Origin of the sequence: Gordonia alkanivorans NBRC 16433, from assembly GCF_000225505.1 — a bacterium.
GTDB classification, from domain to species: domain Bacteria; phylum Actinomycetota; class Actinomycetes; order Mycobacteriales; family Mycobacteriaceae; genus Gordonia; species Gordonia alkanivorans.
This window is the reverse complement of the sequence record NZ_BACI01000006.1, coordinates 1-19,097: the sequence shown is the minus strand read 5'-3', so window position 1 is coordinate 19,097 and position 19,097 is coordinate 1. Positions and strand designations below refer to the sequence as shown.

14 protein-coding genes, 2 pseudogenes and 1 riboswitch are annotated in these 19,097 nt (G+C 67.8%); of the genes and pseudogenes, 4 read left to right on the top strand and 12 right to left on the bottom strand.

Features of this window, described 5'->3' with window-relative positions:
- The 5 genes and pseudogenes from GOALK_RS23785 to GOALK_RS01155 all read right to left on the bottom strand — a co-directional run.
- Positions 1 to 351: pseudogene (locus tag GOALK_RS23785) on the bottom strand (hypothetical protein); the annotation flags it as partial.
- Positions 352 to 479: 128 nt separating this feature from the next.
- Positions 480 to 1,784, bottom strand: coding sequence for a wax ester/triacylglycerol synthase domain-containing protein (locus GOALK_RS01170; protein WP_006356949.1), 1,305 nt, complete (start codon positions 1,782 to 1,784; stop codon positions 480 to 482).
- A gap of 25 nt (positions 1,785 to 1,809) precedes the next feature.
- Complete coding sequence (locus GOALK_RS01165) at positions 1,810 to 2,988, bottom strand: acyl-CoA dehydrogenase family protein (RefSeq protein ID WP_006356948.1); 1,179 nt, start codon at positions 2,986 to 2,988, stop codon at positions 1,810 to 1,812.
- A 29-nt stretch (positions 2,989 to 3,017) separates the two neighbouring features.
- Positions 3,018 to 3,266 (bottom strand): acyl carrier protein, encoded by a 249-nt coding sequence (locus tag GOALK_RS01160; RefSeq protein ID WP_006356947.1) that lies wholly within the window; start codon positions 3,264 to 3,266, stop codon positions 3,018 to 3,020.
- Between the two features lie 47 nt (positions 3,267 to 3,313).
- On the bottom strand, positions 3,314 to 4,684 hold the full coding sequence (locus tag GOALK_RS01155; protein WP_006356946.1) for a salicylate synthase: 1,371 nt from the start codon (positions 4,682 to 4,684) through the stop codon (positions 3,314 to 3,316).
- A gap of 151 nt (positions 4,685 to 4,835) precedes the next feature.
- Between GOALK_RS01155 and GOALK_RS01150 the strand changes: the two genes are divergently transcribed.
- A complete protein-coding gene (locus GOALK_RS01150) occupies positions 4,836 to 6,500 on the top strand; it encodes a (2,3-dihydroxybenzoyl)adenylate synthase (RefSeq protein ID WP_035755295.1) in 1,665 nt (554 codons plus the stop codon).
- 85 nt (positions 6,501 to 6,585) lie between these two features.
- A complete protein-coding gene (locus GOALK_RS01145; RefSeq protein WP_006356944.1) occupies positions 6,586 to 8,127 on the top strand; it encodes a PucR family transcriptional regulator in 1,542 nt (513 codons plus the stop codon).
- 26 nt (positions 8,128 to 8,153) lie between these two features.
- Here GOALK_RS01145 and GOALK_RS01140 read toward each other — a convergent pair.
- Both GOALK_RS01140 and GOALK_RS01135 read right to left on the bottom strand, forming a co-directional pair.
- A pseudogene (locus tag GOALK_RS01140) lies at positions 8,154 to 9,516 on the bottom strand (aldehyde dehydrogenase family protein).
- Positions 9,517 to 9,697: 181 nt separating this feature from the next.
- Positions 9,698 to 10,045, bottom strand: a complete 348-nt coding sequence (locus GOALK_RS01135) for a GNAT family N-acetyltransferase (RefSeq protein WP_006356940.1) — start codon at positions 10,043 to 10,045, stop codon at positions 9,698 to 9,700.
- A 194-nt stretch (positions 10,046 to 10,239) separates the two neighbouring features.
- Positions 10,240 to 10,354, top strand: a riboswitch (TPP riboswitch).
- Between GOALK_RS01135 and thiC the strand changes: the two genes are divergently transcribed.
- Together thiC and thiD are read left to right on the top strand one after the other, a co-directional pair.
- Positions 10,346 to 12,037, top strand: a complete 1,692-nt coding sequence (thiC, locus tag GOALK_RS01130) for a phosphomethylpyrimidine synthase ThiC (RefSeq protein WP_006356939.1) — start codon at positions 10,346 to 10,348, stop codon at positions 12,035 to 12,037. (Overlaps the previous riboswitch by 9 nt.)
- Positions 12,034 to 12,891: a bifunctional hydroxymethylpyrimidine kinase/phosphomethylpyrimidine kinase gene (gene thiD, locus GOALK_RS01125; protein WP_006356938.1), complete on the top strand. Its 858-nt coding sequence runs from the start codon at positions 12,034 to 12,036 to the stop codon at positions 12,889 to 12,891. Before thiC ends, thiD begins: the two co-directional genes overlap by 4 nt.
- Positions 12,892 to 12,941: 50 nt before the next feature.
- Here thiD and GOALK_RS01120 read toward each other — a convergent pair whose 3' ends face one another.
- Genes GOALK_RS01120 through GOALK_RS01100 form a run of 5 tightly spaced genes read right to left on the bottom strand, consistent with a single transcriptional unit; the run spans position 12,942 to position 19,082 of the window.
- Complete coding sequence (locus GOALK_RS01120; protein ID WP_006356937.1) at positions 12,942 to 14,594, bottom strand: ABC transporter family substrate-binding protein; 1,653 nt, start codon at positions 14,592 to 14,594, stop codon at positions 12,942 to 12,944.
- Positions 14,591 to 16,663, bottom strand: coding sequence for a dipeptide ABC transporter ATP-binding protein (locus GOALK_RS01115; protein ID WP_006356936.1), 2,073 nt, complete (start codon positions 16,661 to 16,663; stop codon positions 14,591 to 14,593). The genes GOALK_RS01120 and GOALK_RS01115 overlap by 4 nt, the downstream gene beginning before the upstream one ends.
- The gene (locus tag GOALK_RS01110) at positions 16,660 to 17,658 is read right to left on the bottom strand and encodes an ABC transporter permease (protein ID WP_006356935.1); all 999 of its coding nucleotides are present in this window, start codon (positions 17,656 to 17,658) and stop codon (positions 16,660 to 16,662) included. The genes GOALK_RS01115 and GOALK_RS01110 overlap by 4 nt, the downstream gene beginning before the upstream one ends.
- A gap of 1 nt (position 17,659) precedes the next feature.
- Positions 17,660 to 18,643, bottom strand: coding sequence for an ABC transporter permease (locus GOALK_RS01105; protein ID WP_006356934.1), 984 nt, complete (start codon positions 18,641 to 18,643; stop codon positions 17,660 to 17,662).
- Between the two features lie 49 nt (positions 18,644 to 18,692).
- On the bottom strand, positions 18,693 to 19,082 hold the full coding sequence (locus tag GOALK_RS01100; protein ID WP_040003911.1) for an SHOCT domain-containing protein: 390 nt from the start codon (positions 19,080 to 19,082) through the stop codon (positions 18,693 to 18,695).
- Positions 19,083 to 19,097 lie beyond the last annotated feature (15 nt).

Here is a 19,097-nt window from a genome sequence, read left to right as displayed (position 1 = left end):
GTTCTCGGTCACCGCGGGTGCGGGCGCCACGGCCGGGGCGGGCTCACCGGGCGCGGCAGCCGGCGGCTGGTTGGCGGCCGGACCCACCAAGCCCTGCTGCTGTTGCGGTGTCTGCGCGGAACCGAGGTTCACGACGGTCGGCTGGGCCGCGTTCGCCGAGTCGTTGCGGTCGCCGACCATCAGACCGACCACACCGATGGTGACGATGATCGCCGAGATCACCGCCGCAACACCTGCCGATGCCAGCACGGTCGGGATGTTGATCCCACCCGAGCGCTTCTCCGGACCCGCCACCGGTTCGTGGGTCTCATCCACGTAAGCCGGGTCCTGGTAGCCGACATCGTTCTGCATGGTGTTCTCCGTGTTTTCTGCTGTATGTCGTTCACTTGTGCCGTGCAACGCCTGGTTGCGCGTCTCCACGGTCTGGATCGTCCCCGTCGGGGAACGACTGCCTAGGCAAGCCTAAGCTCGCCTCTTCTTCACGCCGACGGTAGGGCCTCGGTGAGGACCTTGTCGAACGTCTCCACGAACTTCTGCGCGTAGCCGGGGAGTGCCTGGGCGTCGGTGACGATGCCGAAGGACGTCGTGTTGCCGAGGATCAGCACGGTCACCGAGAAGGAGTAACCGGCCAGCGGCGACAGCGGCGTCAAGCTCACGATGGACCTGCCCAGGACCGACCGAACCCGGGAGAAGCCGGGATTGATCCCGATGTGGATGTCCGGATGCATGTGACCCATCGAGGCGTTCACGATCGCCCGCTGCAGGCCCCAGAGCGGCGCCCGCGGCAGGTCATCGGCCGCGGCGAGGTAGAGCTCGGGCCGACGCTCGGCGATCGTCGCCAGCTCACTGCGTGCCCGGCCGATCTGCTGCGACAGGTCGGTTTCGTTGCCGGGCAGGTTGAGCAGTGCCACCGAGACCGCATTGCCGGTGTGCCGGAACTCCTGGTCGAGGGTCACCGGCAGGGTCACGCGGAGGACCTCGGCCTGCGGCGACGCGGGCGGGTCGATGCTCAGCGCGCGGCCGATGGCCCCGAGGACGAACTCGTGCACGGTGGAGTCGTTGGCCTTGGCCGCCTTGCGCAGGGCGCGGGTGGACGTGCTGAACAGCGCATGTTCACGACGCCCCGACTTCGTCAGGCTCGGCCAGGCGCGCTTCTTGCCCCCGCCGGCCGCATGCTGGTCGTTGAACGCCGCCTTGGCCTCACCCAGCTTCTCCGGGTCGATGCCGCTGATGTGGAATCGCGGGCTGGTGGCGAAGCGCTCGAACTCGGCGAGGTCCTCGGGCTCACCGTCGGCGAGCAGTGCCGCGAAGGCCGCGCCGGCGATGCCGTCGGAGATGCTGTGGTGCACGCGAAGCAGGACCCACTGACCGACCCCCTCGGCGCCCGCGGAGGGCGTGAACAGTGTGATGTCCCAGAACGGGCGCGGACGCGGCAACGGCGTCTCCAGGAGTTTGGAGACACGTCGCTGCAGGTGCTCGCGGTCGGTGAAGCCGAGTTCCGAGACGTGGGCGCCCGCATCCCACTTCTCGTCGGCGAGCACCACCTCGGGTTTCCGCCATCGGCCGTTCTTGACGCCCAGCCGGAAGATCTCGAACAGCCGGCCCCGGTCACGGACGCGCGCACGGACCTCGTCGATGCCGAGAAGCGTTCCACCCGTGTCGAGTTGGAGGAACATCGACCAGTGCATGGGCCGACTGTCGGTGTCCATGTGCAGGTAGGTGTGGTCCGGGGGTGCCAGCTCGGTGACGCGAGCGTCGGCCGGAGCAGTGACAGTGTTGTTCATCGATGACCGCCTGGATGAAGGACGCTCAGGGCGCCTGGGTGGAAGAACCGGAGAAGAGTAGCTGGTAACGCTCGGTGTCGGGTTTCATGGCCGCCGCGACCAGTTCCCACAACACCTCGTCGGTGCCGCCGCCGACGCGCGCGAGTTTCATGTCGCGCCACCAGCGTCCGATCGGCGTCTCGGCCTCGAGATAGCCGATCCCGCCGAAGATGTGCAGGCATTCCGAGGCGACCTCTTCGCCCAGGTTGGCCGCGGTGGCCTTGAGCGCAGCCGCGGTGCGCAGGTTGATCTTTCCCCCGGCGGCGACGCCGTCGAGCGAGTAGCTCAGCACGTCGACGCGGGATTGCAGACCGGCGATCCGCAGGCGGAGTGCCTGATGGTCGTAGAGCTTCTTGCCGAACTGGGTGCGGTCCATCATGCGGGCGAGCGTCACACCGAGCATCACGTCGCATGCGGCCGCGATCTGCGCGGCGACCGAATAGCGTTCGTGCGCGAGGCCCCAGCTGATAATCGCCAGACCCGTTCCCGGGCGGGCGATCAGCGCCTCCTCGGGGATCCAGGTGTCGATGGTGACCGGCGCGGTGTCGAGGGGACCGGCGCCCAGCTTCGTGTAGGGCGCGCCGACCCGGACCTGGTCGATCGGCACGGCGGCCAGCGCCACGTTGCCCCCGGTGTCGGCGCCGTTCTCGTCGCCGTCCTCGATGCTGCGGCAGACGACCAGCATGTAGTCGGCGATGGGCGAGAGCGAGACGAACTTCTTGGCTCCGACGACCCGGTATCCGCCACCCTCGGCGAAGATGCGTGTCTCCGAGTTCTGGAGATCCGAGCCGCCCTGTTCCTCGGAGGCGCCGATGCACAGGACGGCATCGGTGGTCATCGCCCGCTGCGCGAGGTCTTTCAGGAAGTCGTTGCGGCCGAAGCGGCGGAGGATGGCGATCGCCGAATCGTGCAGGCTGACGCCGACACCGATCGCAGCCGAACCGAGCGATCCGAGATGACGGCCGAGCGCGAAGTGGTCGTGCAGGTCGGTGAGTTTGCGATCCTCCCACTTGCGGGTGAAAACCCCGGCCTCGCCGAGGTGTTCGAGGAGCGGCCGAGGGAATCGATGATCGTTCTCGGCCTGTGCCGTCCACGCGGTGACCTTCTCGTCGAACGCGTCGTCGAGCAGTTCGGCGTACGACTGCACTCCGGTGTCCACACTCATCCCCCGCCCCGACTCGCGTCCCACCCGGTTCAGGCCGGTGTCCCGGCCTTCGCGCGGACCAGGTCTTCGAGATCGCCGACCGTCTTCGACTCGAAGAGCTCGCGTTCGGAGAGCTTCACACCCAGACGCTCCTCGATCGCGACGACGCCGATGGCGAACGCCACCGAGTCCAGGCCCAGGTCGTCGATGAGCCGCGAGTCGCGGGTGACGTGGCCGAGCGCGAGGTCGAGGTCCTCGGTGAGGATGCCGTGCAGCGCTTCGGTGATGTTGTCGGACATGTGATGGCTCCTGATGGGATCGGTGGTGGTTCGAACGTAACGGCCGGTCAGCGCGGGATGACGTACGGGGCGACGCTGCCCAGCTTCTCGCAGGTCTCCTCGAACTCACGCTCCGGCGTCGACTGCGCGACGATGCCGGCGCCCGCCCGCAACCATGCCGCGCCCCCGGACGAGAAGACGGTGCGCAACGCGAGGGTTGCCTCGAGTTCCCCCGACGACGACGCGACGAGGACCGCACCGGAGTACGGCCCGCGACGCCGGGACTCGAGCCGGTCGATGGCGTCGACGGCCGCGGTCTTGGGTACTCCCGAAGCGGTGATCGACGGGAAGACGACTTCGAGTGCACGCCAGGGAGATTCCCCCTCCGCGAGGGTTCCCTTCACGGTCGACGCCAGGTGCTGGACGCTGCCGCGCTCACGCACCTCCATGAACGTGCTGACCGCGGTCGTCTCGGCGGCCGAGATCGAGGCGATCTCGTCATAGCAGGCGCGCACCGACATCGCATGTTCGGCAACCTCTTTGGCGTCGCCGAGAAGTTCGGCCCGAGCGGCCGCGTCGTCGTCGGCGGACACCCCGAAAGCCCTTGTCCCGGCGAGGGGTTCGGTGACCACGGTGCGGTCGGAGTGCACCGCGACCACGAGTTCGGGACTGAACCCGGCGGCCGCGAGATCGCCGAGCGACAGCAGATAGGAGCGAGCCGGCGTGTTGTCCGCACGGCCGCGGGCATAGGTGGCGGGGATGTCGACCGCGAAGGGGATGTCCACCGCGCGGGAGAGGATGACCTTCTGGTAGCGACCGGCCGCGATCTCGGAGACGGCGGCCGCGACGCGGCCGCGGTAGTCCTCGGTGTCAACCCGCACGTCGACGGGGCGCGACGCCCCGGGATCACCTGCCGTGGCGGCGATCTCGAGGAGACGACGAGCTCGGTCGGAATCGGCGGTGCCGGTGTCCACCCCGTCCGCGTCGACGAACGCCTCGAACTCGGGAACGATCAGATGCGCGAGCACCGTGTCGTCGGGAACGCGGTCGAGGATGCCGTGGTACGGCGCGCAGAAGTCGAAACCGACCCACCCGTAGAGGCGCCAGTCGGGGATCGACAGCGACTCCGTCGCCGCGGCCAGTGCGTCGGCCGGGTCACCGTGCCATGCGGTGGTCGACCGGCGCCCATGGTCGTCGACGATGACCTCACCACGTGTGACCACCACTCGCACGTGAACGCCGGCAGCGAAGGTCCAGCGACCGCTGCGCTCGTAGACGACATGGTCGCCGAACTCGCCGGAACCCGCCCAGGCCGCCGAGATCCGGGCGGCGTCCGCGTCGGCGAACCGCGTCGTCGGAGCGTTCAGGCCGGCGGCGCCCTCGAGGCCGAGGTCCGCGGCATCGAGCCTCGATGTCGGCGAGTCGGTCGTCAGCGACATGTCCTTGTCCTCCGGTCGTGGGCGGCAGCACCAGTAATCCTAGGGATTTTAGGACAGCCTAAGCAAATGTTTTGGCGAGTCGATGGCGTGGATCACACCACCAGACCGACCGGTAAGGATACCCTACCCTGCCTGTGTTTGAATGGGTCCCATGCCGACGCCTCTGGACCACGCGACCGACCTGCTCGACGGTTTCACCCCGTACGCCGACGCCCAGGCAGCCCGCTACCGCGACGCCGAACTGTTCCGCGGACTCCCACTGTTCGCCGGCTTCGACGCCAGTGCCGAGAGCACCCCCGATGCCCCGGCCGTCACCGATGCCTCGATCGACGGGCCGCGGACGCTCACCTACTCCGAACTGCGCGAGGCCTCGCTGCGTCGAGCGGCCGGATTCGTCGCGGCCGGACTCCGCCCCGGAGAGCGCGTCGTCCTCCAGCAGAACAACTCGCTCGAGTTCGTCGTGAATCTGCTCGGCCTGCTCCGCGCGCGCGTCGCCCCCGTCATGACCCTGCCCGCACACCGGATCACCGAGATCGCACATCTCGCCGCCGGTGCCGGGGCCGTCGCCTACATCGGTGAGGACGGGCGACGCGGCTTCGACTTCCGGGACCTCGCCACCGAGCTGCAGTCCCGCGTCCCGGCCGTCACGCAAGTGTTCGTCTCCGGCGATCCCGGTCCGTTCGCGACCGCACCCGACGCGGATCCCGCATCGGTCGACCTCCCGGCCTCGCCGAACTCCGACCTCCCGGCCCTTTTCCTGGTCTCGGGCGGCACCACCGGCCTGCCCAAACTGATCGCGCGCACGCACGACGACTACGACCTGAACGCACGACTGTCGGCCGAGGTCGCGAAGCTGACCGCCGACGACACCTATCTCGTCGCATTGCCGGCGGCCCACAACTTCCCGCTGTGCTGCCCGGGCATCCTCGGCGTCTTCGGGGTAGGCGGCCACGTCGTCTTCACCGACAACCCGAGCCCCGACAACACCTTCGACCTCATCGAACGTCACCGCGTGACGGTGACCGCCCTGGTCCCCGCCCTCGCACAGCTGTGGTGCGCGGCGACCGAGTGGGAGCCCGCGGACATCAGCTCGCTGCGACTCCTGCAGGTCGGCGGCGCCAAGCTCGCCCACCCGGACGCCGTCGCCCTCGACGAAGCGCTCGGCGACGTGGTTCAGCAGGTGTTCGGCATGGCCGAGGGCCTCATCTGCTACACCAGGCCCGACGAGCCGCGGAACCTCGTCCACGAGGTCCAGGGCTCGCCGATGTCGGAGTTCGACGAGGTGCGCGTCGTCGACGAGGAGGGCGTGGACGTTCCCGACGGCGAAGAAGGCGAGCTGCTGGTGCGCGGCCCGTACACGATCCGCGGGTACTACCGGGCCGACGCGCACAACGAGAAGTCCTTCACCCCCGACGGCTTCTACCGGTCGGGCGACAAGGTGACCCGGCTGCCGTCGGGGCATCTCTCCGTGACCGGTCGCATCAAGGACACCATCGTCCGGGCGGGCGAGAACGTGGCCGCCGACGACGTCGAGGAGAACCTGCTCGCGCACCCATCGGTACGCCAGGTCGCGGTGGTCGGGCTTCCCGACGACGCACTGGGCGAGAAGATCTGCGCCGCGGTCGTGCTCTCCCATGACCATCCGCCGGCCCAACCGCTCGAACTGGCCACGCTGCGCATGTTCCTCGCGGACCGCGGCCTCGCATCGTTCAAACTGCCCGACGTGGTCCGCGTCATCCGGACCCTCCCCGTCACCGCCGTCGGCAAGATCGACAAGAAGGTCTTACGAGAGCAGCTGGTGTCCACAGCGGGATGACCTCGACACCCGGCACCCTCGCTATGCTTTGACGCACCTGCGGACGGGTGTCGAACGTCCGCTGACCTGTGAGGAGTGAGTCGCCGTGGCGCTGACCGTGCAGCGCCTGTCCCAGAACGCCGACCTGGGCCTGACGCTGGTGGCAGGTCACTCTGGCGCCGATCGGGTCATCGAGTGGGCACACGCCATCGAACTCGCCGATCCCGCTCCCTGGATCACCGGCGGTGAACTGGTGATGACCACGGGCCTGGCGATCGGACCTTCCGACTCCGAACAGTTCGACTACGTGACCCGCCTGGTGCGGGCGCGGGCGGCGGCACTCGCCGTCGACACCGGCATGACCTTCGACGCGGTCCCTGACGGCATCCGGGCCGCCGGCGACGCACTGGGTCTGCCTGTCCTCGCAGTGCCACCGCACACTCCGTTCATCGCGGTCACCCGCGCCGTGATCGACGATCTGACCGCCGACCGGGTGCGCGCGGTGCAGCAGGTCGTCGACCAGCAGGACAAGTTCGCCCGCGATCTTCTCCGCGGCGGCATACCGCATCTGGTCACCGCCCTCGGGCGTGCCCTCTCGTGCTCGGTCGTCCTCGTCGACGCCGAGGGCGGGGCACTCTCGGTCCACGGTCCTGACGCGGGGCGAGCACTCGAACATGCGCGTTCGGTGTCACGCGGTTCGGGACGCCGCCGACAGGCCGGCTCTGCCTTCGCCGACGAACACGCCACGTACCTCGTGCAGAGCGTGTCCGTCGCCCGGGAGCCGCATGGATATCTGGCGGTGGCGTCGCCGGCGGCGTTGCAGCCGGAGGAACGACTCCTCGTGGCCCACGCGATGGCCTTGCTGTCGATCGAACTGGGCAAGCCGGCGAAGGTGCTCGACGCCGAACAGCGGCTCCGGACGGTCGTGACGCAAGCACTCGTGAACCTCGGTCCCGAACTCGACGCGGGCCTGCTGCGGTACTTCGGCTTCGACGAGGACACCCGCGTCGTCGCAATCACGGTGACGAACGTCGGGCCGGCGTTGCCGGCTCTTCGGGAAACGGCCGATGTGATCACACGGCAATCAGTTCCGTACCTCTTGTCGCCGATACGGGAGGGTCTGCTGCTCGTCGTGTCCGACGACCGCGGACGGGACTGGGTTGTCGAACTCGTCGCGCGGCTCGGCGCCCGGCTGGAACGGACGCTGCGGGCCGGGCGAGGCGGGACCGCCGTGATCGCCGAAACCGCCGTGAGCCTCCGCCAGGCCAGGGCCGCCCTCCACCTCGGCCCGACGCAGGAGACGGTCGTCGACTTCTCGGACACGGGTACCTTCTCGATGTTGTTCGGTGGACGGTCACCCGGCGAACTGTCCGCGATGTCGCGAATCGTCCTGGGACCACTCGAGGATTACGACGCCGCACACGGTTCGTCGGTGGATCTCGTCACCGCGCTACGGACCTGGCTCCGGAACGACGCACACATCGAGAGCGCCGCAAGGGAATTGGGCGTACACCGACACACCATGCGGAGTCGGATGGCCAAGGTCGGCCAACTCCTCGGCCGCGACCTCGACTCGGCCGAGGTCCGGGTCGAGCTGTGGATAGCGGTCAAAGCGCGCGAACTCCTCGACGTCCTCGAGACCGATTGACGCACGGTCGTCGGTGTCGACGGCCGTCAGATGCGCGGCGCGCCACCACGGAGGTAGACCGTGGTGGTGTGGGTGAAGAACTCGCGCGCCGAACGTCCCTGCTCTTTGGGCCCGTACCCGCTTTTCTTGGCTCCGCCGAACGGTACATGGGGATCGGCGCCCGCCGACTCCGAATTGACGTGCAGGATACCGACGTCGAGGTCGTCGACCGCCTCCAGTGCACGGGTGAGATCCTGCGTGAAAAGTGCAGCGGACAACCCGTACTCGCCGTCGCCGGCCACCCGGAACGCCTCGGAGACCGAGGGCACACGGACCACCGCCAGGACCGGACCGAAGAGCTCGTCGCGCCACACGTCGAGGTCCGTGGACGGTAGTTCCAGGATCGTCGGGGACAAGAAGTATCCGTCTTCGGGGATACCTACGGGCGGCTGGTCACCTCCGGTGAGCACGGTCGCACCCTGCTCGACTGCGCGAAGGATGCCGGCCCTGATGGTGTCACGAGCAGGGGCCGTGATCACCGGACCCATCTCGGTGGAGGGGTCCAAGGGATCACCGACGACGCTCCCAACAGGATCTGCTGGACCGCCAGGTCGAGGTCGGCGTCACCGAGGACGATCGCGGCGTTCTTGCCACCCATCTCGGCCTGCACCGGCACGCCGCGCGCGGCGCCGGCGGCCGCGATACCGCGTCCGACCCCGGTCGACCCGGTGAAGGTGATGGCGTCGATGCCGGTGTGATGGACGATGGCGTCGCCGATCTCACGGTCGCCGAACGTCAGATTCACTACGCCGGCGGGGAGCCCGGCTTCGGTCAGGGCCTCGCCAAACGGAACGCGAGCAGCGGAACGGTGCCGGCCGGCTTCCACACCACGGTGTTGCCGTAGACGAGGGCCGGCGCGATCTTCCACGCCGGGATCGCGATCGGGAAGTTGAACGGAGTGATGACACCGATGGTGCCGATCGGTTTGCGCGTCACCAGGATTCGCTCACCCTTGCGCGGTGACGAGTACACCTCGCCGGCCTCGCGGTCGCCGTCGGCGCCGTAGTAGCGGAGGATCTGCGCGGCGCGCCGCACCTCGCCGATACCCTCGGCGAGCGTCTTGCCCTCCTCGCGGGCGAGTTCCGCGCCCCATTCCTCGGCATTGCGCTCCAGGACGCCGGCAGCCTGCACGAGTACCCCACCGCGTTCGTGCGTGGACAGGCGTGACCACTCGGCCAGGCTGCGTCCGGCCGCGGTGACCGCGGCGTCGAGTTGGCGGATGCTCGCCCGACGCCCCACGGCCACGACGACGTTCGGGTCACCGGGACTGTCGCTGGTAAAGGGCGCGTCCTCGCCGTCGACCCATTGTCCGTCGATGAGGTTGTACAGGGACTCGACCGTCTCGGTCATCGTTCTCGCTTCCGTGGCAGCAGTCGGCCCGACAACCGGGCGGGATCACCGCCGAACAATACGTCCGCATCGGCACGCAAGGTCGTCGCCCGAGGGTACAAAACCTCGACCGCGGGTCACCCTGGCGTACAAGAACGCCAACGCCGGCAAGCGGCACCGCGGGCGCGCGGAAGCCGCCTGGTCACACCGGCGCGAGCTCGACGATCCCCGGGTGATGGTCGAGATAGTTCTTGGTGAACGAGCACACCGGCCGAAGCCGCGCGTTGCGCTCCCGGGCGAAGTGGATGACCGTCCGGGTGAGACGGGTGGCGAGCCCGTGACCGCTGTATTCGTCGTAGAGAACCGTGTGCAGAACGGTGATGGTGGTCTGACCGTCGACAGTCTCGATCGAGTAGCCGAGCACCCCGACGAGATCCCCCGCGACCCAGAGTTCGAACCTCTCGCGGTCGGGATTGTGCACCACCTGAGCGATCTGCTGCAGAATGGATCGCGCCGACTGCGGCGGCCGATGCCGGTTCTTGCGTAACACCTACATCTCCTCACGTGATCACTGTGGCGGGTCACCGGCAGGACGTCGCGGCTCGACGCAAGGGCCCCTGTGACTAGGGTCACACCCTACCTTACGGTTCCGTAACTGCCGAGACCTCCCGGTGATCCGGTGCAGTGAGCATCTGGGCGCATCGTCAGGTGTTGACCGACGTTGTAGGGTGGCGAACGCAACACAATCACACACGCGGGGGCTCTCACGATGACCGAGGGCTGAGATGGCGACGGGCGGTCGCCGACCGCTCGAACCTGTCCGGGTAATGCCGGCGTAGGGAGAACCATCATGGGCACACGTGTATCCACCGCACCCACCACTGCGACATTCACAGACGGCGGTCTGACCACCGGGCCGATCGAGGGCAGCTCCAAGCACTACCTCTCCGTCGATCACCTCCGTGTACCGCAGCGCCGAATCCACCTGACGAACGGTGAGCACCTCGACGTCTACGACACCTCCGGGCCGTACACCGACCCCGATGCCGTGATCGACGTGGAGCGCGGCCTGCCACCGACCCGGGACGCGTGGCACCGCCCGGAACCCGTCGACGGCGCGAGCACCCAACTCGCCTGGGCGCGAGCGGGGATCGTCACCGATGAGATGCGGTTCATCGCGGCACGGGAGGGCGTCGACCCCGACCTGGTCCGCTCCGAGGTGGCCATCGGCCGCGCCGTCATCCCGGCCAACCATCGTCATCCGGAGTCGGAGCCGATGATCATCGGCAAGCGGTTCGCGGTGAAGATCAATGCGAACATCGGCAATTCTGCGGTGCGCAGTTCGATCGCGGACGAGGTCGAGAAGATGGTGTGGGCCACCCGATGGGGCGCCGACACCATCATGGACCTGTCCACCGGCGCCGACATCCACACCACCCGGGAGTGGATTCTGCGCAACTCCCCCGTCCCCGTCGGGACCGTGCCGATCTACCAGGCCCTCGAGAAGGTGAACGGCGATCCCGTCGCTCTCACGTGGGAGATATACCGCGACACCGTGATCGAGCAGGCCGAGCAGGGTGTCGACTACATGACGGTGCATGCCGGAGTGCTTCTCCGCTATGTGCCGCTGACCGCCCGGCGGGTCACCGGCATCGTCTCGCGGGGCGGATCGATCATGGCCGCCTGGTGCCTGGCGCACCACGAAGAATCGTTCCTGTACACGCACTTCGACGAACTGTGCGAGATCTTCCGCCGCTACGACATCACCTTCTCCCTCGGCGACGGACTGCGTCCGGGGTCGATCGCCGACGCCAACGACGAGGCCCAGTTCGCCGAACTGCGCACCCTCGGCGAACTGACCTCCATCGCGAAATCCCATGGCGTGCAGGTGATGATCGAGGGCCCGGGACACATCCCGATGCACAAGATCGTCGAGAACGTGCGTCTCGAAGAAGAACTCTGCGAGGAGGCGCCGTTCTATACGCTCGGCCCCCTCGCCACCGACATCGCACCCGCCTACGACCACATCACCTCCGCGATCGGCGCGGCGATGATCGCCCAGGCGGGCACGGCCATGCTCTGCTACGTGACACCCAAGGAGCACCTCGGGCTGCCCGACCGGGACGACGTGAAGGTCGGCGTCATCACCTACAAGATCGCGGCCCACTCGGCGGATCTCGCGAAGGGACATCCGCGGGCGCAGGAACGTGATGACGCATTGAGCAAGGCGCGCTTCGAGTTCCGCTGGGTCGACCAGTTCAACCTCGCCCTCGACCCGGACACCGCCCGCGAGTATCACGATGAGACCCTGCCGGCCGAGCCTGCGAAGACCGCGCACTTCTGCTCGATGTGCGGTCCCAAGTTCTGCTCGATGCGGATCTCCGCCGACGTGCGCGCCTACGCGGAGGAGAACAACCTGGTGACCGCCGAAGACATCGACCGCAAGATCGCCGAAGGGATGGCGGCGAAGTCGGCCGAGTTCGCCGAGGCGGGCAACCGTGTGTACCTGCCGCTCGAAACCGGTCCCGGAGGTTCTGCGTGACCGACGTCGAGTTGCTGCCCGTCGCAGCACCGGGAGAGACCCCGGTCCGCGTGATGACCATCGCCGGATCGGATTCCGGCGGTGGTGCCGGCATCCAGGCCGACATGCGCACCTTCGCGCTGCTCGGCCTGCACGGCTGTGTCGCGGTCACCGCGGTCACCGTGCAGAACTCGCTGGGCGTCACCGGTTTCCAGGAGATCGCACCGGAGACCGTCGCCGCCCAGATCGCCACGGTCGCCGACGACATCGGCGTAGGCGCCGCCAAGACCGGCATGCTGGCGTCTGCACCGATCATCGACGCCGTCGTCGCGCAGTGCTCGGCGAGCGGTATCGGTCGCGACGGTTCCTCGCCGCTGGTCGTCGACCCGGTGTGCGCCTCGATGCACGGGAATCAACTACTCGCCGACTCCGCCCTGGACACCCTGCGCGACAACCTCTTCCCGCTGGCGACGGTGGTGACACCCAACCTCGACGAGGTGCGCCTCATCACCGGCATCGACGTCGTCGACACCGGCTCCCAGCGCGACGCAGCGAAGGCGCTGTTCGATCTCGGACCCGCGTGGGCGCTCGTCAAGGGAGGCCACCTGCGGTCGAGCGACCACTCCCCCGACCTGCTCTACGACGGCGCGGAGTTCATCGAGCTCAACCACGAGCGCATCGACACCGCCCACGACCACGGCGCGGGTGACACCCTCGCCGCGGCGATCACCTGCGCCCTGGCACACGGCTATTCGGTGCCCGACGCAGTCTGCTTCGCGAAGAAGTGGGTCACCCGCGGCCTGGCCGCCGCCTATCCGCTCGGCGCCGGCCACGGCCCGGTGAACCCGCTGTGGCGGGTGAGCGGCCCCTACTGACGCACCGCCGAGCGAACGATCTCGCCGATACGCACTTCGGTCCCGCGGACCTACTTCTCCCAGCCGATGTCCTCGATGGGACCGACGTAGAACTGTCCCGCTCCGTAATTGGCGAGCCCTTCCTTCACCGCGACCATGGACGGACCGTTGAAGAGGGGAAGGTTGGAGAACTGCGCGAAGGCCTCGCGCTCGAGTTCGTTCCCCGCCTTGATCTGGGCCATCGGGTCGCCGATCCTCGACATCGCACGGATCTGTGCGTCGAGTTCCGGGGACCCGGCACCGGCGGGGTTCAGCTGGGACCCCATGCACCACACCTGACAGAAGTAGGCCATGCCGAAGGGGTCGCTCGACGAGAAGCCGAGCAGGAGCACGTCGAACTCCTTGTTGACCACCACCTGTGAGAAGTCGGCCGACGGGCGTTGGCGGACAGCGAGGTCGACGCCCACCTTCTTCAGGATCGCCTGGAGCGCGCGTGACAGGTTCTGGGTTGTGGTGTCGTCGCCGATGTTGGGCAACTCCAGCGACAGCCGTCTCCCGTCCTTGCTGCGGATGCCGTCCCCACCCTCGGTCCACCCCGACCGGTCGAGCAGTTCCTCGGCTTTCACCGGGTCGTAGGACAACACGTCCGACAGGTTGTCCTCGTATCCCGGTTGGAACGGGTACAGCGACAACGAACCGGGGAGTTCCTCCGTGTAGTTGAGGCCGGTGAACCTGATGCGCGACAGCGTCTCCCGGTCGACGGCGGAGAGCACGGCCTCACGGACGCGCCGATCGGACAGGATCGGGGTGTCGAGGTTGAGCACCAGCAACGAATGCTGCGGTGCGGCCGCGGTGCGAATGTCGATGCCGTTCATCGTGAGTGCCCGCGCGCGCGCGTCTTTGGCGGCCACCCCGGTCGCGTCGATCTCGCCGTTCTGGAAGGCGTTGAGCGCCGCCTGGGACTCCATCTGCCGGAAGATCCGTCGGTCGAGTTTGCCGGGTTTTCCCCACCACTTGGGATTTCGTTCGAAGACGACGGTCCCGTTGTCGGCGTCGTAGGAGGCGATCATGAACGGTCCGGCGCCCCATTCGGGATGCGGCTTCCGGACATAGCCCTCGTTGTAGACGTCGGGATCGGCGGCCTTCGGGTGGAGCACGACGTTGAACAGGCCGTCGGGCCAGGCGTAGACGCCGTCGAAGCGCACGACGACCTCACGGTCGTCGGCGCCGCGGGTGACCGAGGCGATCTGGCTGTACCCGTCGGTGGAGCTGACGATGTAGCGATCGTCGATGCCCCGGCTCGTGCGCCAGGTCTCGACGAAGGCGCGGTAGTCGATCGGTGTGCCGTCGTTGAAGAAGGCCTTCGGGTTGATGGTGTAGGTGACCACGGTGTCCCGGCCGACGACCTCGGTACGGACGTCGGTGAGGTAGTCGGGATTCGGCGCGTACTGCCCGTCCGGCGAGAAGTAGGCGAGCACCGGGTTGTACCAGCGCCACAAGGCCAGGGTGTAGGCGTTGCCGTCGGCGTGGAAGGTGTTCCACTGGGCCGATACCTCCGCGAGCACGGTCGTGAGACTGCCGCCGTCCTCGAGATTCTCCCGAGGTTGCAGGTTGAGCGAGGCTCCTTCGGTCTTCACCGCCCCGGTGTCGATCGCGGCACCGCAACCGGTGATGCAGGCGATGGTCACGGCCATGGCGGCGATGATCACCGACCAGCGCTTCACCGGTCCACCTCCAGGAAATGGCATGCCGCTCTGTGGTCGACAGCAGGAGCACCGTGCTGATCCGTCGGCCGCAGTAGGGGTACGACCGTCCGACACCGCTCGCGACGCTCCTCGCCGAGCCGGGCGTGCAACGGGCATCTGGTGGTGAAACTGCATCCGACGATCTCGTCTGTCGCACTGGGCTGTTCGCCGGTCAGGACGATGCGCTGCCGCTCGCGTTCGACGCGCGGGTCCGGAATGGGCACTGCCGACAAGAGTGCCCGGGTGTAGGGATGCGCGGGTTCGGCGAAGACCGCCTCGGTGGGCCCTGACTCCACGATCGAACCCAGATACATCACCGCGACGCGGTCGGCGAGATGTCGGACCACGGAGAGATCGTGGGCGACAACCAGATACGCCACGTCGCCGTCGGCTTGGAGGTGGCGGATCAGGTTGACGACGTCCGCCTGCACGGAGACGTCGAGGGCCGACAGCGGCTCGTCGAGGACGATCAGATCGGGGTCGGTGGCGAGTGCCCGCGCGATGGCGAGACGTTGTCGCTGGCCGCCGGAGAAGGCGGCGGGGAAACGGTCGGCGTGAACGGGATCCAGCCCGACGCGCCGCATGAGACCCGTGACCCTCTCCTCCGTCTCCGCTCTCGGGACCCCCAGCGCGCGAAGCGGTTCGGCGATGATGTCGAAGGCGGTGAACCGAGGGTCGAGCGCATCCGACGGGTCCTGGAAGACGATCGACGTCTTCTGGCGCAACGCGCGGGCCTCGCGTGAACGGACCGCCGCCGGGTCCACCCCGCCGATCCGGACGACGCCCTCGGGCTGCGCGAAGTCCATGATCTCCAGCAGAGTCGTCGACTTGCCGCTGCCCGACTCCCCGACGAGGGCCATCGACTCACCGCTCCGGATGTCGAAGCTGATCCCGTTGACGGCCCGCACCGAACCCACCCGACGCTTGAGGAAACCGCTCGTCAGCGGGAAGACCTTGGTCATGTCCACCACATCGAGGACGGTCGCACGTTCCTGCCGGTCGGTCACTGCCGGCGACGCCGCCGGCACACCGGGCGGCGGGAACACCGGCTCACCACTGATCCGGCCGTCGCCGTCGATCTCCTCCACGCGGATACACGCCGCCCGGTGGCCGCCGGCCACCTCCGCCAGCGCCGGTTCGCTACCGCGGCAGTCATCGATCGCGACGGGACACCGTGGCGCGAACTGACATCGGTCTGCCACGTCGATGAGAAGCGGAGGCGTCCCCGGGATGGGGATGAGCGCATCGGTCCGATGGTCCACCCGCGGCACCGCTCCCAGCAATCCGATCGTGTACGGCATCCGCGGTCCGCCGAAGAGCGTGTCGACGTCGGCGGTCTCCACCGCCCGCCCGGCGTACATCACCACTACATCGTCGGCATGACCCGCGACGACGCCGAGATCGTGCGTGATCAACAGCATCGCGGCGCCGCTCTCCCGTCGCGCCGTGGCCAGCACATCGAGGATCTGTGCCTGGATGGTCACGTCGAGCGCGGTGGTCGGTTCGTCGGCGATGATCACCGACGGGTCGTTGGCGATCGCCATCGCGATCATCACACGCTGCCGCATCCCGCCGGACAACTCGTGCGGAAAAGCCCTGGCGCGTCGCTGCGGATCGCCGATCCCGACCAGGTCGAGCAGTTCGACCGAGCGCGACCAGGCCTGTTTGGCGGTGATGGACTGATGGGCCCGCAGCGCCTCGGAGATCTGCGCTCCCACGGTGAACACCGGGGTCAGCGACGACAGCGGGTCCTGGAAGACCATCGCGATCTCCGAACGCCGGACCGCGGACATCTTCTTGTCCGACAACCCGATCAGTTCTCGACCCCGCAGTGCGACCGATCCGCTGATGTGCGCACTGTCCGGTAGCAGTCCCGAAACCGCCAGTGCCGACACCGATTTCCCTGATCCGGATTCGCCGACGATGGCGGTGGTCCGGCCGGCCCGCAGGTCGAAGTCGAGACCGCGGACGGCGGCGACGACGCCTGCCTCGCTGCCGAAATCCACTGTCAGGTCCCGGACCGTCAGCACCGCATCGGGATTCGTCATCGACGGGCACCTCCACTCGACGAAGGGTCGAAGGCGTCGCGCAGGCCATCGGCGATGAGCGCCATCGAGACCGTGAGGAGCGCCAGCGCGGCCGCGGGGAACCAGAACAGCCACGGCGACGCGGCCAGCGTCCCGGCACCCGCCTGCAGCAGTGAGCCGAGGGTGACGTCGGGGATCTTCACACCGAACCCGAGGAACGACAGCCCGGTCTCGGCGAGCACCGCGGCCACCACGCCGAGGGCGAAGTTGATGACCAGCAACGACGCGATGTTGGGCAGGATGTGCCGGAGGATGATGGTCACCGGGGACACGCCCAGATACTTTGCGGCGGCGACATAGTCGCGCTCGCGGACGGTCAGCGCCAGGGAATGGATCACGCGCGCCAGCATCATCCAGCCGAACGCGATGAGCACGACGATCAACCACCGCCAGTCACCACCGGTGCTGTTGGAGACCAGGGCGAGGATGAGGAACGTCGGCACCACGAGGAGCAGGTAGACGACGCCCAGCACGACGCGCTGCACCCAACCGCCGAAGTAGGCGGCGAGCCCGCCGAGGAACGCGGCGATCGCGGTCGTCCCGATCGACACGGCCAGGGCGATCGTCAGCGAACGTTGGAGTCCGTGCACCACCTGCGCGTACAGATCGTTGCCGGCGTCGTTGGTACCGAACCAGTGGGCGCCATCCGACCCGTGCGTCGACGGCGGGAAGCCGATCGCCAGGAAATCGGTGTCGGTGTAGGAGTACGCGGTGAACAGTCCGCCGAAGACGCCGAACAGCACGAGCAGGACGAAGATGGCCAGGCCCAGCAGCGCGGACCGGTTGCGCGCGTACCGTCTGGCGAAGATCTTGACCCGGCCGCTGCGCCGCCGGGCCAGTGGCGCCGACGCGGTGTCCGATTCGTCGAGGACACCGCCTGTCTCACCCATGATCGGGGCGGTCGCGTCGAGGTGACCGGACTGCGGCCCGCGCGGTTCCGGCGGCATCATCGCCATCTCAGCTCACCCGGACTCTCGGATCGAGGTAGACCACGGCGAGGTCGGCGAGGATCGCACCGACCGCGGTGGCCAGGGCACCGAATGCGGCGACGGCGACGACGCCGTGGATGTCGTTGGTGTTGATCGAGGTGACGAAGTACCGGCCCATCCCCTCCCAGCCGAAGATGGTCTCGGTGAGGACCGCGCCGGTGAACACCGTGGGGATCGCGAAGGCGATGCCGACCGCAACCGGGATGATGGCCGTGCGCAACGCATGTCGTCGAACCGCCACCCCACGGGTGAGTCCCTTCGCACGTGCCGTGCGGACATAGTCGGCGTTGATGGTGTCGAGCACCATCGAACGCTGGAGCAGATGCAGTCCGGCGTACTGGATCACGACCAGGGTGATGGTCGGGAGGATGAGGTGCTGGATGCGGTCCAGCAGCACCGGGAAGAAGCCCTCGACCCCCACGCTGGCGGCCCCGGAGACGTAGACGACGCTGTGGCCGAGGGACTGATTGAGCGAGATGGCGGCGAGCACGATGCCCAGGCCGACGACGGGAACCGGCAGGTTGATCATCGCTATCGAGATGAACTGCCACGCACGGTCGGCGAGCTTGTACTGGCGGAGGGCCGTGTAGACGCCCAGGGCGATACCCAGCAGGGTGGAGATGACTGTGGCGGCGGCGAGCAGCTGCACCGAGGAGACCAGCCGGAAACCGATCTCGCTGTTGACGCTCTCACCGACCGGCGTCGACCCCCAATCCCAGTGCAACACCACGCCGGTCAGCCAGTTCCACCAACGTTCGACCAGCGGGGTCTTGTCGTTGAGGTTGTGGGAGGACAGCGTGGCGTCGACGACGCTCTCCGGCAACGGGGGTCGCCGGACGGCGTAATTGGATCGGGGGTCGAGGAACCAGGTGGCCAGGAAATAGGTCAGATTGGTTGCGAGGAAGACGAGGACAGCCCAGGCCGCGATGCGTTTACACAGGTATCCGATCACCGCGGCTCCAGGTCGTCGTCAGGTCGGTGTCACCCGACCGTAGCGTGACTCAAGCCGCTCCGCCGAGAGCCTTCGCCTTGAGGTGCTCGAACTCTTCGGGGGTGATGGCACCGGAGTCGAGGAGAGCCTTCGCCTCGGTGATCTGCTGGGTCGGAGAGGTTCCCGCCACCGACTTGATGTACTCGTCCGACGCCTGCTTGGCCTCGGTGAAGGCCTCGCGCTGACGTTCGGCCATACCCTTGCCCTTCGCCAGCAGGTACACGATCGCAGTGATGTACGGGAAGATGATCAGGAAGACCACCCAGACCGCCTTCTGCCACCCCGACGCCTTCTTGTCACGGAACAGGTCGGTGATGATGTGCCACAGGACGATCAGGTACGCGACGAACGCGAAGATGACGATGGTGTACCAGATGAAGTCCCAGAATGAGTCCCACATGAAGGTCTCCTCTTT